Source organism: Maricaulis sp. (assembly GCF_048268525.1).
In the GTDB taxonomy this organism is placed as follows: domain Bacteria; phylum Pseudomonadota; class Alphaproteobacteria; order Caulobacterales; family Maricaulaceae; genus Maricaulis.
The window spans coordinates 1-13,854 of the sequence record NZ_JBLWVH010000020.1; the positions used below are offsets into that span (position 1 = coordinate 1).

The 13,854-nt window shown below is 63.8% G+C and carries 14 protein-coding genes; 9 read left to right on the plus strand and 5 right to left on the minus strand.

Annotated elements, in window-relative coordinates; translation table 11 throughout:
* From ACN0X9_RS10925 to ACN0X9_RS10935, 3 genes are all read left to right on the plus strand, one after another.
* Positions 1-638: metallopeptidase TldD-related protein (locus ACN0X9_RS10925; protein WP_417487632.1), on the plus strand; the 638-nt coding region annotated here is incomplete at its 5' end.
* Between the two features lie 35 nt (positions 639-673).
* Positions 674-928, plus strand: a complete 255-nt coding sequence (locus tag ACN0X9_RS10930) for a DUF4170 domain-containing protein (protein WP_011642578.1) — start codon at positions 674-676, stop codon at positions 926-928.
* Positions 929-943: 15 nt separating this feature from the next.
* Positions 944-2,710: an ABC transporter ATP-binding protein gene (locus tag ACN0X9_RS10935; protein ID WP_417487633.1), complete on the plus strand. Its 1,767-nt coding sequence runs from the start codon at positions 944-946 to the stop codon at positions 2,708-2,710.
* Between the two features lie 27 nt (positions 2,711-2,737).
* Here the strand turns inward: ACN0X9_RS10935 and ACN0X9_RS10940 are convergent, their stop codons facing one another.
* Both ACN0X9_RS10940 and ACN0X9_RS10945 read right to left on the minus strand, forming a co-directional pair.
* Positions 2,738-4,345 (minus strand): sensor histidine kinase, encoded by a 1,608-nt coding sequence (locus ACN0X9_RS10940; protein ID WP_417487634.1) that lies wholly within the window; start codon positions 4,343-4,345, stop codon positions 2,738-2,740.
* A gap of 130 nt (positions 4,346-4,475) precedes the next feature.
* Positions 4,476-5,138, minus strand: coding sequence for a fused DSP-PTPase phosphatase/NAD kinase-like protein (locus tag ACN0X9_RS10945; protein WP_041637230.1), 663 nt, complete (start codon positions 5,136-5,138; stop codon positions 4,476-4,478).
* A gap of 103 nt (positions 5,139-5,241) precedes the next feature.
* On the opposite strand from ACN0X9_RS10945, the gene ACN0X9_RS10950 reads away from it, so the two are divergent.
* The 6 genes from ACN0X9_RS10950 to ACN0X9_RS10975 all read left to right on the plus strand — a co-directional run bounded on the left by ACN0X9_RS10950 (position 5,242) and on the right by ACN0X9_RS10975 (position 10,708).
* On the plus strand, positions 5,242-6,036 hold the full coding sequence (locus tag ACN0X9_RS10950) for a lysophospholipid acyltransferase family protein (protein WP_417487635.1): 795 nt from the start codon (positions 5,242-5,244) through the stop codon (positions 6,034-6,036).
* Positions 6,033-7,328 carry a 3-deoxy-D-manno-octulosonic acid transferase gene (locus tag ACN0X9_RS10955; protein ID WP_417487636.1) on the plus strand — a complete coding sequence of 432 codons (1,296 nt, stop codon included), beginning with the start codon at positions 6,033-6,035 and terminating at the stop codon, positions 7,326-7,328. Before ACN0X9_RS10950 ends, ACN0X9_RS10955 begins: the two co-directional genes overlap by 4 nt.
* The gene (gene lpxK, locus ACN0X9_RS10960; RefSeq protein ID WP_417487637.1) at positions 7,325-8,350 is read left to right on the plus strand and encodes a tetraacyldisaccharide 4'-kinase; all 1,026 of its coding nucleotides are present in this window, start codon (positions 7,325-7,327) and stop codon (positions 8,348-8,350) included. The genes ACN0X9_RS10955 and lpxK overlap by 4 nt, the downstream gene beginning before the upstream one ends.
* A 9-nt stretch (positions 8,351-8,359) precedes the next feature.
* Positions 8,360-9,280 (plus strand): lysophospholipid acyltransferase family protein, encoded by a 921-nt coding sequence (locus ACN0X9_RS10965; protein WP_417487638.1) that lies wholly within the window; start codon positions 8,360-8,362, stop codon positions 9,278-9,280.
* Between the two features lie 497 nt (positions 9,281-9,777).
* Positions 9,778-10,086: a hypothetical protein gene (locus ACN0X9_RS10970; RefSeq protein WP_417487686.1), complete on the plus strand. Its 309-nt coding sequence runs from the start codon at positions 9,778-9,780 to the stop codon at positions 10,084-10,086.
* 184 nt (positions 10,087-10,270) lie between these two features.
* Entirely contained in the window at positions 10,271-10,708 is a 438-nt protein-coding gene (locus tag ACN0X9_RS10975; RefSeq protein WP_417487639.1) for a hypothetical protein, read from the plus strand.
* A gap of 359 nt (positions 10,709-11,067) precedes the next feature.
* Here ACN0X9_RS10975 and ACN0X9_RS10980 read toward each other — a convergent pair whose 3' ends face one another.
* Genes ACN0X9_RS10980 through xseA form a run of 3 tightly spaced genes read right to left on the minus strand, consistent with a single transcriptional unit; the run spans position 11,068 to position 13,738 of the window.
* On the minus strand, positions 11,068-12,006 hold the full coding sequence (locus ACN0X9_RS10980) for a M23 family metallopeptidase (RefSeq protein ID WP_417487640.1): 939 nt from the start codon (positions 12,004-12,006) through the stop codon (positions 11,068-11,070).
* A complete protein-coding gene (locus ACN0X9_RS10985) occupies positions 12,003-12,233 on the minus strand; it encodes a DUF2093 domain-containing protein (protein WP_011642569.1) in 231 nt (76 codons plus the stop codon). The genes ACN0X9_RS10980 and ACN0X9_RS10985 overlap by 4 nt, the downstream gene beginning before the upstream one ends.
* A gap of 47 nt (positions 12,234-12,280) precedes the next feature.
* Positions 12,281-13,738: an exodeoxyribonuclease VII large subunit gene (gene xseA / locus ACN0X9_RS10990; RefSeq protein WP_417487641.1), complete on the minus strand. Its 1,458-nt coding sequence runs from the start codon at positions 13,736-13,738 to the stop codon at positions 12,281-12,283.
* Between the last annotated feature and the right edge of the window lie 116 nt (positions 13,739-13,854).

The window sequence follows — 13,854 nt, forward strand, 5'->3', positions numbered from 1 at the left end:
TGTTCGACCGCCGGGTCTCGACGACCTTCATCGGGTCGCTGGCCGGCGCTGCATCGGGTCCGGCCGTCGCTCGCGGCGTCTCCTTCCTGCGCGACAAGCTGGGTGAACAGGTGTTCGCGCCCGGCATCACCGTGATCGACGATCCGCACCGGCCCTGGGGCCACGCCTCTGCGCCCTTTGACGGCGAAGGCACGGTCAACCGGCGCAGCGCCATCATCGAAGATGGTCGTCTGACCACCTGGTTCCTCAACTCCGCCGCCGCGCGCCAGCTCGACATGGCACCGACCGGCCATGCCCGCCGGTCGATGGGCGGCTCACCCGGCGCCGGACCGACCAATTTCCATATGGAAGCCGGCGCCCGAAGCCGTGACGACCTGATCGGCGGCATCACCGAAGGCGTGCTGATCATGGAAATGTTCGGACCGTCGCTCAATTCCAATACCGGCGACTGGTCGGTGGGGGTTTCCGGCTATCGCATCGCCAATGGCCAGATCGACCACCCGGTCAGCGAGATCACCGTGGCCGGCAATCTGATCGACATCTATGCCCGCCTCATTCCGGGCAGCGATCTGGAATTTCGGGGTTCTGTTAACGCCCCCAGCGTATTTGTGGACGCCATGTCCGTCGGCGGTCTCTAGGACCCGCGGCGAACAGCTAAATCAAGGAGCCCGGCATGAGTGAAACCAAGATCAACAACCAGCTGCTGCACCTCGTCATCGGTGGCGAGCTGGCCTGCGTCGATCCGCAGAACTGCGAGTTCAAGGATCTCGACGAAGTCGATTTCGTCGGCGCCTTCGGCACCTATGCCGAGGCTCGCGCTGCCTGGAAGGGCGCCGCCCAGCGCACGGTCGACAATGCCCACATGCGCTATTTCGTCATTCACGCCCACAAGCTTCTCGATCCCGCGACCGAGAAGAAGGACGGCTAGGGTCCGATCCGCGGCGTGACTGACACGGCCCAACCCGGCGACACCAAGCCAGCGTCCACCGCGACGCTTGCCCGGCGCCTGTGGCGTGACTGGCTGTGGCGCCGCCGCGGGATGGTCGTGCTGGCCCTGGTGCTGTCCGCCATTACGGCGGCAGCGGCAGCCTCCTATGCCGGGGTTATCGCCTGGACCTTCGACAAGCTGAATACCGGCGCGGCGGACTTTTTCCCGCTGGCGCCACTGGCGGTGGTCGGGCTGGCGGCCGTCCGGGGCATAAGCCTCTACCTGCAAACAGTGCAGACCAACCGGCTGGCGTTGAACGTGATGCAGGACCTGCAGAACGCGATGTTCGCCAAGCTGATGCAGGCCGATTTCGCCCGACTGCAGGCCGAGGGTACCGGCTCGCTGGTGTCGCGTTTTACCAATGACATCACGCTGCTGCGCGAAACCATTGTCCGCCTGTCCAACAATCTCATGCGCGATGTGCTGACTGTGATCATCACCATCGGCGTCATGCTGAGCCTGGACTGGATGCTGTCGCTGCTGATCCTGGTCGTCTACCCGGTCGCCGCCTGGCCGGTGATCCGGATTGGCCAGCGCCTGCGCAAGACCTCGTCCCAAGCCCAGGCGCAGATGGGTGAAGTGACCGGCCAGCTGGAAGAGAGTTTCTCGGGCGCCCGCATGATCAAGACCTACGGGCTTGAGGATCATGAAACCGAGCGGGCTCGCAAATCCTTCTTCGAGCGCCTGCGTTTCCTGCTGAAAATCACCGAGAACAAGGCCCGCGTCGATCCGATCCTGGAAGTGGTTGGCGGCCTCGCCTTTGCCGGCCTCGTCGCCTTTGCTGGCTGGCGCATGCTGGAGGGTGAAACCTCGCTCGGCAATATCATCGGCGTGCTGACCGGGATCGCGGTGATCTCACCGGCGATCCGGGCGCTGGGCACGCTGAACGCCGTGGTCCAGGAAGGCTTTGCCGTTCTCGAGCGGGTCTTCACCGTTCTGGATACCGAAGAATCCGTCACAACGGCGCTGGACGCCCCGGCGCTGGACGTGAAAGCCGGCGCCGTCGAGTTGGACCAGGTGAGCTTTGCCTATCCGGACGGCTCGATTGCCCTGTCCGACATCTCGCTGAAAGCCGGTGCCGGGCAAACCGTCGCTCTGGTCGGTCCGTCGGGATCCGGCAAGTCGACCATCCTCAACCTGTTGCCGCGCCTCTATGATCATCAATCCGGGCAAATCACCGTCGACGGCACCGCCACCAACGCGGTCTCGCTCGCCTCGCTGCGCCGCTCGATGGCGCTGGTCAGCCAGGATGTGACCCTGTTTGACGACACGGTGCGGGCCAATATCGGCTTCGGGGATCTCGATGCCGGCGAGGACGCCATCATCGCCGCGGCCAGGGCGGCCGATGCGCATGACTTCATCATGGCCCTGCCGGACGGCTATGACAGCCCGGTCGGCCCGCGTGGCGGCAACCTGTCGGGCGGGCAGCGTCAGCGCCTGTCGATCGCCCGGGCCATCCTGAAGGATGCCCCCATCCTGCTGCTGGACGAGGCGACCAGCGCCCTCGACACCGAGTCGGAACAGCGGGTCCAGACTGCGCTCGAACACCTGTCGGAGGGACGCACCAGCCTGGTCATCGCGCACCGGCTCTCGACCGTGCGCCGGGCCGACTGGATCTATGTGATGGAAGACGGCCGCATCGCCGAACAGGGCCGCCATGACGACCTTATCGCCCGCGACGGCCTTTACGCCCGCCTGTGCCGGATGCAATTCGAGGCCTGACCCCTGCCTTGGCAACGCCAGGGCCGCTCAGGCCTCGCGGACCTCGATGATTTCGCTACAACGACCGGCTGCGGGCAGTTTCACCGTGAATTTCGAACCCGCGCCCGGCGCGCTTTCGACAGTGATGTCGCCGCCCATCAGCTCGGCCAGTTTCTTGGCGATGGCCAGGCCCAGCCCGGTACCGCCATTCTTGCGCTGCAAGACGGCCTCGCCCTGGCTGAACGGCATGAAGATGCGCGACATCAAATCGCCGTCCATGCCGATCCCGGTATCGCCAACCTCGAAGGTGACATCATGAGTGCGGTCGGCGGTCTGTGTCATCAGGCAGCGCACCCGCACTTCGCCGCGATCCGAGAATTTGACCGCATTCGACAGCAGGTTGGACAGGATCTGGCGGACGCGGGCCGGATCGCCGACCACCTCACGCTCGGCGACGGGATCGATTTCCAGATGCAGGTTGAGGCCCTTCTCCATCGCTTTCATGCGATAGGGACCGGCGACCGTGCGCACCAGTTCGGCCGGATTGAATGTGTCCTGCTCGACCTCGAAACGGCCGGACTCGATATTGGCCAGATCGAGAATGTCATTGAGGATGGTGAGCAGCGACTGGCCTGACCCCTCGATCAGATTGACCATTTCGCGCTGCGACGGCTCCAGGTCCGTGGTCGCCAGCAAGGCCGACATGCCCAGCACGCCATTCATCGGTGTGCGGATCTCGTGGCTCATCGTGGCCAGGAAACGCGACTTGGCGCGGCTGGCTTCGGTGGCCTGTTGGCGGGCCTCGACCAGATCGTGAATATCGGTCAGAGCGCCGACCATGCGGACCGGGTCACCGTCCGGCGTGCGCACAGCCTCGCCGCGCATCCGGAACCAGCGGTGCAGACCGCCGACGACCTTCAACCGCACCGTCAGGTCGCAGGGTCGCCCGGCCCGGAAATGGGCCTGCTGGGCTGACTGGAAACGTGGCCGGTCATCGGCATGGATCAGATTGGTGAATGTATCCGTGGCCGCGGTAAAATCCCGGGGCTGGTAGCCCAGCAGTTCACGGCCGCGCGCCGAGATATAGATCTGGTCGGTCTCAAGGCAGAAATCGAGAATGCCGTCGGACGTGCCTTTCATCGCCAGCTCGGCGCGATCACCGGACTCGGCGGCCAGGATCTCGCCCGTCAGGCGGCGGCGGTAGTGGTTGAAAACGGACAGCATTTCGTCGGCGACGTCGGCCGGGCGCTTGAACATCGCGACCACGATGCCGACCGACTGGGCGCCATTGTAGAGCGGCATGCCGACATAGGCCCGCATGCCCATTTCCTCGAGCATGAAATCGCGCGGATAGCGCGCAGACACATTGTCCTCGAAGATGTCGGCGCCCGCGTCCATCACATCGGAACAGGGCGTCCCTTTCAGCTCGTAACAATAATTGCCGACCATCGCTGAACCGCAGGCAACTTTCAGCGTGCGCATACGCGAATGGGTGGCATCGATACGGGCGATATAGAGGCGGTCGGCAGCAAATATCTCGGCGGTCTGCTTGACGAAAGCCTCAAGGAAGGCTGGTCCACACTCGCGTGACAGCAGGAAATTGAGGCGGTTCAACCGCTCCTGTGTACAGTCCGAACGTATGGCCAGATCCGGCATCAGCCCCTCTCCCCTCCGCCTCCCGCAAGGCGGGACGCTGAACGTGGTTAACGAGGGTTAATGTGACTCAATCCTGTGGAAAGAGTCGTCATATCTGATGAATTCACTGGTTATAAAAAATGGCCTCGCTCTACTCGCGGCGAAGCAGCCTTTCCGTCAGGAAGTTGCCCCACCAGCTCGACATGAAGCCTGACTGGACCGCATCACGGTCATAGACCGTTTCAACCCATTCCCAAAAATCAATCGGGGTGGTTTCGTTATAGGCGCGATAGCACTCGAAGAAATAATCAAGCACGCCGGTCTTGCCTGCCTTCACGTGCAGGTATTTCAGCGACAGGTGCTTGATGGCCTCGTCATAGGGCAACTTCAGCTTGGTCAGCGCGTAGAGCACCGAGATGATGCCGGCCCGGTCAGCGCCCGACTTGCAGTGGATCAGGGCGGGATATTCGATGCTCTCGAAAATCTTCACCGCCCGCTGCATGCGGTCGACATACGGCGCTTCGCGTGACCCGAAGGGCATGTCGATCATGGTCAGGCCGTGCTTCTCGCAGGCCTCTTTTTCGAGATCGTAATAGCACACGCCCGGCTGCGTGCCGCGAATGTTCAAAATGGTCTTGAACCCGTCCGCCGCCAATTGCTCCAACCGCTCCGGTGAGGGCTGGTTGGCCCGCCACATGCCGCCACCGACCTCGTGCATGTTGTGGAATTTCTGACGCAGGATGCCGTGATCCTTCCACAGATAATCCTGCCAGGCGCGCTCGCGATCAGTCGGGTCGTTCAGGTCATAGGGCATGCTGGGCCTTTCGTCTGGCAGCGCATTTAGGCCGGTCTCGGCCTTGACGCAACCGCGCGCCATGCTTGACCTTTTGGCTCACCGGGGTGAGCAAGGGAGCATTATGTCGAAACGCCTGCTCTCCCGGCCCTGGGCCCAGGAAGTCCTAGCCTTCTTCGTCCTGCTCTATCTGGAGCTGGTCCGCCACTCCATTCGCTGGGAACATCGCAATACCGCCTACGTCCAGTCAGTCTGGGACGAGCGCAAGCCGATCCTGGGCTGTGTCTGGCACGGCCGCATCCTGATGGCCCTGCATGGCTGGGCCCGACAGAAGGATCGCATGGTCGCCCTGGCATCGCGATCACGCGAGGGCGAGATCGGATCGCGGCTGGCGCGCTGGTACAAGGTCGGTGTGGTGCGCGGCTCCTCGCGCAATCCCGACAAGCCGGGCGCCGCCAAGGGCGGGGAAGCGGCCTACCGCGCCATGGTCAATCATCTCAATGCCGGCGGTTGCGGTGCGGTGACGCCGGACGGGCCGCGCGGCCCTCGCATGCGGGCCGGCTTCGGCGCCGTCCGCATGGCCCGCGATACCGGCGTTCCGATCCTGCCCTTCACCTGGTCGACCCATCGCAAGACCATCCTGCGCAAGGCCTGGGATCATCACTGCCTGCCGCACTTCTTTACCCGCGGTGTCATCATCTGGGGCGAGCCGATCCACGTCGCCCGGGATGCCAGCCCGGCCGACCTCGAAGCCGCGCGCCTCGACCTCGAAACCCAGCTCAACGACCTCAGCCGCGAGGCCGACGAGGCCGTCGCAGGTGACCTGATCGAGCCTGACGTCAAACGCCGTCCGGGCACGGGGCGCGCGGCCAGCAAGGCCGACCGCACCGCAGGCGGTGAGGCGGGAGCGACCGCGTGAGCCTGCCGGCTTCGCTCGCCCTCTATCGCGTCCTGACCGGGCTCGCCGCCCCGATCCTGCCGCTCGTCCTGTCGCGCCGCGCCCGCGCCGGCAAGGAAGACCCTGATCGCCGCCATGAACGTCTCGGCCGGCCCGAAATACAGCGGCCTGAAGGCCGACTGATCTGGCTGCATGGCGCCAGCGTCGGCGAAAGCCTGGTACTGGCGACACTGATCGACCAGCTGGCAGCGCGCGATCCGGAGCTGGAATTCCTGGTCACCACCGGCACCGTTACATCCGCCGCCCTGATGGCCAAACGCCTGCCGCCCCAGGCCAAGCATCAATACGTCCCGGTCGACACGCCGGGTGCTGTCCGCCGCTTCCTTGATCACTGGCGCCCGGATGTCGGTGTCTTCGCCGAGTCGGAACTCTGGCCCAATCTGCTGATCGAGGCCCGCAATCGCGACATTCCGATGGCCCTGGTCAATGCGCGCATGACCACCGCCTCGCTGACCCGCTGGCGCAAGCGCGGCGACGCCGTCCGCCGGCTTCTGGAAGCCTTTGCCTGGATCGGGGCTGCCGACACCCGCACCCGCGACGGTCTGGAAGACCTCACCGGTCGCGAGATCGTGCTGGCCGGCAATCTGAAACTGGAAGCCAGACCCGCCGCCCCCGACGCCCGCGAGCTGTCATCCCTGAAGATCGCGCTGGCCGGGCGACCGGTCTGGCTCGCGGCCTCAACGCATGAGGGCGAGGACAGCACCATCCTGGCCGCGCATGCGCTGTTGCGCGAGACCCATCCCGGCGCCCTCCTCATTCTGGCTCCGCGACATCCCGAGCGTGGCAAGCCCCTCGCAGCCATGGCCCGTCAGCGCGGCTTCAAGGTGGCGCGGCGCTCTGCCGGCGAGATACCGGACGGCGCCGATACGGTCTGGCTTGCCGATACGCTGGGCGAGATGCCGCTGTGGTTCGCGCTGGCTCCGGCGGCATTGATCGCCGGCAGTCTCAAGCCCGGCATTGGCGGCCATAATCCGATCGAAGCGAGCCTGGCGGGGGCCTGTGTGATCACCGGTCCGCATGTCGACAGCTTTGACGATATCTACGGCGCCTATCGCCGCCACTCGGCGATGATTGAAGTGACCGATGCGCAAACCCTGTCTGCCGCGGTCGAACAGGCCTGGCAGGCCAAGGCACCGGGACGGGCCGCCGCTGAACGGGCCATCAGCGAGGCCTCGGGCGGTGCGCTGGACACCACGCTGTCGGCCCTCTCCGTCCTGCTTGACCAAGCCGATGGCCCGGAGCCGGAGGCATGAAGGAACCGGCTTTCTGGCGCACCGATGGCGGCCGCGGATCGGGAGCCCTCGCCCGTGCCCTTCTGGCGCCGCTGGGCTGGATTCATGCCTGGGCCGTCGCCCGCCGCATCCGCAAGGCGACGCCCGTCCGTATTGACCCCAAAGTCGTGTGCGTCGGCAATCTGACGGTCGGCGGCACCGGCAAGACCCCGGTCACCCAGACCCTGATGCAACGCCTCGCCGACATGGGTCTGACCGCCGCCTCCCTGTCACGCGGATATGGTGGGCGCGAAGCCGGCCCCTTGCGCATTGAACCGTCTACCCACGACGCCGCTTCTGTCGGCGATGAGCCGCTTCTGCTCGCCCGCTCCGGCCAGGCCTGGATCGCCCGCGATCGCGCAGCCGGTGGCCGCGCCATCGAGGCGGCGGGCGGTGTTGATCTGGTGCTGATGGATGACGGTCATCAAAACCCGGACCTGGCCAAGGATTGCTCGATCGTCGTCGTCGACGGGCTGACCGGCTGGGGGCCGGGCACGATTGTCCCCGCCGGCCCGCTGCGCGAACCGGTCGCGACAGGCCTTGCCCGTGCCGACGCAGTAGTCGTGATGATGCCCGATGCCGCCACCGAGCCGGACTGGACCGGGCTCGGCCTGAGCGAGCTTTCCATCCCGGTCTTCCACGCCTGGCTGGAACCGCTGGCGCCGCCACCAGCTGGCAAGCTGGTCGCCTTTGCCGGCATTGGCCGACCGGAGAAGTTTTTCGATGCGCTCAGAGCAGACGGCGGTGATATCGGCGAGGTCGCGGTCTATGGCGACCATCACGCCTTCAACGCCGGGGACCTGCGCCATCTCGACGCCCTGGCCGCAGCCCATGACGCGCAGTTGATCACGACCGAGAAGGACTGGGTCCGCCTGCCCGTCGATTTCCAGGCCCGAGTCACCGCCTGGCCGGTCCGCGCCGTGTTCGCCAATCCGGGCGCGCTGGACGGCCTGTTGCGCGACGTCATGGATGCCGACATGGACGCAAGCGGCGAGGCTGGTTAAATCCGGACCATGATAGATGCCACCCGCAATGCCTCAGCCCTGACCCGGATCGGCTGGCGATTTGAAGCCGCCGCCTGGGATGCCTATGCCGGCTGGTACAAGATCAAGGGCATCGACAAGGCGTCGGACGCCGCCGGCGCATTGCTGCGCAAGCTCGGCCCGCTGATGCCGGTGCACAAGGTCGCCCGCATCAACATGCAACGCTGCTTCCCCGAAGCCGCCGCGCCCGAAATCGAACGCCTGCTGGGCGGCATGTGGGAAAATTTCGGGCGCCTGGCCGGTGAAATGCCGCATCTGGGCGTGTTTTCCGGGCCTGAGTTCAATGAGCGGGTCGAATTCATCGGACGGGAAAAGTTCGAGGCCCTGCGTGATGCCGGCAAGCCGGCCGTGATCATCTCGATGCACCATTCCAACTGGGAGATCGGGGCCGCCGCCATCAGCCAGACCGGCCTGCCCTGCCACATCACCTATCGCCCGGCCAACAACCCGCTGATCGATCGCCGCATCACCGACATGCGGGTCGGCTATGGCGTCAAGACGCTGACCGCCAAGGGCGGCGACGGCGCCAAGGCCCTCATGCAGGCGCTGAAGGCCGGTGAGGCGGTGGCGCTGATGAACGACCAGAAAATGAATGACGGTATCGAGGCGCCTTTCTTCGGCCTGCCCTCGATGACAGCACCCGGCCCGACACGCCTGGCGATGCGCCATGGCTGCCCGCTCTTGCCACTATCGATCCGGCGCATGGGCGGCGCCCGCTTCCGCGTCGAGGTGCATGACCCGATCGAGATTTCCACCAATCCAGACAGGACCGCCGCCATCGTCGAGACGGTGACGCGGATCAATGAGTGGGTGGAAAGCGAAATCCGTCAGGCGCCGGAACAATGGTTCTGGGTCCATCGGCGCTGGGCGAAATCGGTGTATAAGGGCTAGGCGGAGCGGGGGTGGCGGTCCTACATGCTCCCATGACAGCCGCAATCGGCTGACCGAGTTTGGCGAGACCAGCGGTGTGATCGGTTCCGTGTCGCGATATCGTTTGCGCGAGGCAGTGGTCCAGCCGTCGCGGATGGAAACGAACGGGGACAGGGAATACATGGTGTGTGTCCCAATTTACTCCCTTGGACGTGGTTCTCTTTGGTACGATATGAATTTTGAGGAATGAACGATGATTCCACCTTGGGAGTTCTGCCCAGATTGTGATCCGTTTGGCCCCAAAGACCCGTCAAATGTGACGGAGTGGGACCAGTATTGTATCGACTTCATGTTTTGGTACCGTGAATTGAAGACAGAAGAAGCTGAAGCGTACCAAAGGGATAATCCAGCACCGGCGAAGTGGGATTTCTTCTACGAGGCGATGGAAAGTCGCAGGCGGCGAGTTACGCAATAGGCAGTTCCAGAGGAACATCGGTTCGAGCGTGGACCGTCAATTAATGGGGACAACACCACCTGTGCCGCTGCGTGTGAAGCTATGTCTTCCCTCTCCCAGGGGAGCAGGACGCTCGCGTCTCGCCTCAGCCTACCGAGGCTGGAGCCGAGACTTGGAATCCCTTCGGGGAAATCGGTGTCTGTCCCGGTTTATTCGAGAGATCTCCACCAATCCCGACAAGACCGCCGCCATCGTCGAGACCGTGACGCGGATCAATGAGTGGGTGGAAAGCGAAATCCGTCAGGCGCCGGAACAATGGTTCTGGGTCCATCGGCGCTGGGCGAAGTCGGTGTATAAGTCTACGGGCGCCTGATGACGGTCGGATTTTCCCGCATGACATGCGCAATCGGCTGACCGGCTTTGTCGAGTTCAGCGGTGCGATCGGTCCGTTATCGCGATATCATTGCGCAGGGCAGTGATCCGGCCGTTAGGCTCGGAGCCAAACCGGGGCGCGGGGCAGATGGGGTACACCCCTGTTTTTCACGGCGGAGTAAACTATGAAGTTTGGAAGAGTCTTTGTTGCGGATATTTGTGGCATCCCGCATTTCATGTGCCAAAATCTTGATGATTATTCGGCATCCACAAAAGGACTCGGCCAAAATTTTGGCATCAATTATTCCGACAAGCACCTAAAAATGGCGGCCAAAATGGGGGCGATGGGGGCCTTTTACTACAGTTTAGTCGGAAGAAGATATTATTCAGCGTTGACTATTCTGTCTCGAGGGGCAGTGCTACCAGTATCCTGCTTAAGCGAATTCTGCCGCGCATGCGGGAGTGAAATGTATTATCTCTCTGTTCCGCATTTGGATTATCTTTCAGAGCGTGGAAATTGCAGGGAGGATACTCATCAGCACTTGAGTTCTTTGTTGCAACATCAATCGTGTAAATGTGGCGCAAGAACTCCGTTTATGGTGATCGCTGTTTGCAATGAGTGATGCAAGACCATTGAATCGCCTCATCAAACGGGAAGACACGCCAACCTGGGGCGCTAAAAACCGCTTCAGATGCAATAGCTCCCCTCCAGCCGCGCGCAATCCGCGCAAACCCGTCCATAGACCGCTTGCCGAGAGACCGCCGTATCCGGTTCTTCAGGTCAAGGGCGGCGCAGCCGCCGCTTCGCGGTTTCACCCTTGAGCTGAAGAACCGGATACGGCCTGCTGGCTGACAAGCGATCTATGGCTGATTGCGCGCGCGACGCTCAGTTCGCAAGGAGTTCAACCGGGGGCCGAGCACATCGCATGGGTAATTCGGAACCTGCCTGCGACACCGGAAAAAGGAGCGCCAAGCCCCAAGCCTAGTGCAACTCGGACATGTCCAGATCCAGCAGGCTTTGCGGGTCGACATAGAACTGGTTGCGTAGTTTCACGCGCCAGTCGAGATGCGAGCCGGTGGCCCGACCGCCCGCACCCATGGCGCCGATCAGCTGGCCCTGCTCGACAATGTCGCCCTCGGAGACCTCGACCCCGGACAGGTGCAGGAAGGCCGAGACCAGGCCATGGCCATGATCGATGAAGATCAGGCCGCCCTCGTAATACATGTCCGGCTCGGCCAGGGTCACCAGACCACCAGCGGGCGCATAAATCGGCGTACCGACCTCATTGGCCCAGTCCAGCCCCCAGTGCGGACTGCCCTCATGGCCATTATTGTAAACCCGGGCGGATCCATAGACGCCGGTGGTTATGCCCTCGGCGGGATGAATGAACCCGCCCAGGAAACCCTGCCCGTCCCAGACCGAGTTGAAAGCGGCCTGCTTTTGCGCGTATTCGCGCTGGCGCCGCGGCAGGGTGGACGGGTCCGGCGTCACGGTCGCCTGGGGCACGCCATTGACCTGCTGGAGATCGTATTCGCGCTGGGTGATGTCCCAGACTTCGCTGCCCCCGATACCGAGGAGGTTATCATGGTCGATCGCCGAAACGTCGATAGTGAGGGGCAAACTTGCCGGCGCTCTGCGCGGTATCCCCAACAGGGCCAACCCATCGCGATCCGCCACCGCAGAAACCTCGCCGAGCCTTAGCTCGGTGCGCGGAGGATAGAAACAGACCAACAATGCGCCTTCTTCGCGGCGCCCGGTGCACCCGACATTGTCAGCGCTCACAAAAGGGCCGACATGGGCTATTTCCGCCTCCCGCGCCTCAGGCGAGGCTTGGGCGATCAGGTCACCGATCGGGTCGGCGGCGTCACTGACCAGTGCCGTCGTGGATTGCAGGGCAAGGGCGACGGCGAGGCTGATCATTTTCCCGGCTCCGAATTCAGTTCGATCCAGCGCTGCTTGGCGACCAGAACATCCTTGTAGGCTTCCTGCTCGTCGACATTCCAATAGCGCAGCTGGTCAAGCTGGATCGGGTCATTGGTGACGGCACAACGCACGAAAGCGCCCGCCTTCAATATGATGAAGTCGCTATCGCCATACTCAAGTATGGCTTCGCCCTGGAATTCTTTGTCGAAACTGAAATCACTCATGCATCTTCTCTAGCAGTGTTTTCCGGCCAGCGGGAGGGTGGCGTGTGTCAGAAAAGCCGCCCCTGGCCCGCCGCCTCCGGCTTGCTGCGGGGTTTGGGTTTCGCCTTGGTCTTTTTGGGCAGGTCGGGGGTCTCCGGCGCCCGCTTGCGCGAGCCACGCTCGCCCTCGATCCGCGCTGCGCGTTCGCCATCGGCGAAGACCAGGTCAATGCCCGCCCCCTCCATCAGCGAGCCACCGGACCGCACCAGCTTGCCGGCCCGGTCTCGGACCAGCACGAAACCGCGTTTGAGAACCGACTGGTGCGACAGGGCTTCCAGCCGCGCCGACCAATTGTCCAGATCGCGTTGACGGTCCCGGCGCAGGCGCTCTGCAGCCGGACCCAGCCGCGCTGCGCGCTCGTCCAGCAAGGTGCGCTTCTGGCGCAGGTCACGCGATAGCGCCGCCGGCTTCAATCCCGCGGCGAGCACCAACAGACGACCGCGCTTCTCGGCGGCATGATTGAGCAAAGCCGGATCGAGCTTGTCGGCGATCATGTCGAAGCGTTGGCGTTTGAGCTCCATCAGCGCGGCGGGTCGCGGCAATGCCCGTGCCGCCGAGCGCAGCTCTGTCCGGCGCCGCTCAATATGACGAGACAGGCCTGCCACCAGGCGACCACCCAACTGGTCCAGCGAGGCCTTCAGCTCGGCGCGTACCGGCACCGCCATTTCCGCTGCACCCGTCGGGGTTGGTGCGCGGCGGTCCGAGGCAAAATCGATCAGCGTGGTGTCAGTCTCGTGACCGACCGCCGAGATCAGCGGGATCGCGCTGTCAGCCGCGGCCCGCACAACCACCTCTTCGTTGAAGGCCCAAAGGTCCTCGATCGAGCCGCCGCCGCGGGCGACGATCAGAACATCCGGTCGCGGCACCGGGCCGTCGGATGGCAGCGCATTGAAACCGTGAATGGCCTCGGCGATCTGGGCGGCGGCGCTGTCACCCTGCACCAGGACCGGCCACAACAGGACATGACAGGGAAAGCGGTCCTGCAGGCGATGCAGGATATCGCGGATAACGGCCCCGGTCGGCGAAGTGACCACACCGATGGTGCGCGGCAGGAAGGGCAGTGCCTGTTTGCGGCTGGTCTCGAACAGGCCTTCGGCAGCCAGAGTGCGCTTGCGCTCTTCCAGCAACGCCATCAGCGCGCCGGCACCGGCCGGCTCCATGCTCTCGACGATGAGCTGGTATTGCGAGCGGCCCGGATAGGTCGACAGCCGCCCCTCGATGACCACTTCCAGCCCTTCTTCAGGCCGGAAGCGGAAGCGCTGGGCGGTGCCTTTCCAGGCGATCGAGGCGATCACCGCCTTGTCGTCCTTGATGTCGAAATAGACATGGCCCGACTTGGCCACCACGACCCGCCCCAGCTCGCCGCGCAGGCGGACATGGCCGAAGGCGTCCTCGACCGTGCGCTTGAGCGAGCCGGCGAGCTCGGAAACGGTGAATTCGTGGATGTTTCCTGCGGGTGTGTTCATGGCAACTCTGGTAAAATGGTTTCAGCGCCACCGCAACGGCCCGGCAGACTCGCGATTGCCGGGCGATTGCGCTAGGCAGGGCCGTAACACGGCGCAATTGGATGCATTGAGGGTCA